This is a genomic window from Roseateles sp. P5_B10, from assembly GCF_056400485.1.
This window is the reverse complement of sequence record NZ_JBFULE010001631.1, coordinates 1-586: the sequence shown is the minus strand read 5'-3', so window position 1 is coordinate 586 and position 586 is coordinate 1. Positions and strand designations below refer to the sequence as shown.

1 protein-coding gene and 1 pseudogene are annotated in these 586 nt (G+C 63.0%); both read right to left on the bottom strand.

All coding sequences use genetic code 11. The features are described from left to right. Positions 1-310, bottom strand: a 310-nt coding sequence (locus AC1DU6_RS35010) for a DAK2 domain-containing protein (RefSeq protein WP_477863146.1), incomplete at its 3' end; no start/stop codon positions are given. Continuing rightward, positions 192-586 (bottom strand): annotated as a pseudogene (locus AC1DU6_RS35005) (hypothetical protein); the annotation flags it as partial. The gene AC1DU6_RS35010 and the pseudogene AC1DU6_RS35005, both read right to left, overlap by 119 nt.

Here is a 586-nt window from a genome sequence, read left to right as displayed (position 1 = left end):
CCTGTAGTGCAGCGTCAGGATCCAAACCGGCGGTCGCAGCGCTCGCAAGCGCCTGTGCCGCCGGGATCATGGCGTCCAGCATCGTGCGGTCGCCTTCGCTCGCGCCGCCGATCTCCGAAATACCGCGACATCCTTCGGCAAAAGCATGCGCCCAGGCTGCGATATCGATCGTCGCTCGGCCGTCAAGGGCCTCAGCGGCGCGCAACAGGAACAGCGCATAGAGTGGACCCGAAGTGCCGCCGACAGAGCGGCGCACGGTTGCTGAGATCGCACGCAGGATGGTGTGCCGCGCTTCTGCTATCGTAGCCATCTAATTCGATTTCGATCGCTGCGGCACCGCGCGCAAGGCTGATGCCAATGTCGCCATCACCGACGACTTGTTCGAGATCTGTTAGATGATCCCGTGCTTCTTTCAATCCCGCACAGATCGCGAGCACAGCCCGGTGAAGCTCTCCAGTCTGGCCTGTCAACTTTTCGGCCGCAGGCATGACTGCTGCAGGCGGAGCCAGACCGGCGCTCAACACCAGGCGACGAACCTCAAGGACGTCGTCGTGCCGACGCTGCTTCCCGGCATCCTGGTCAACAC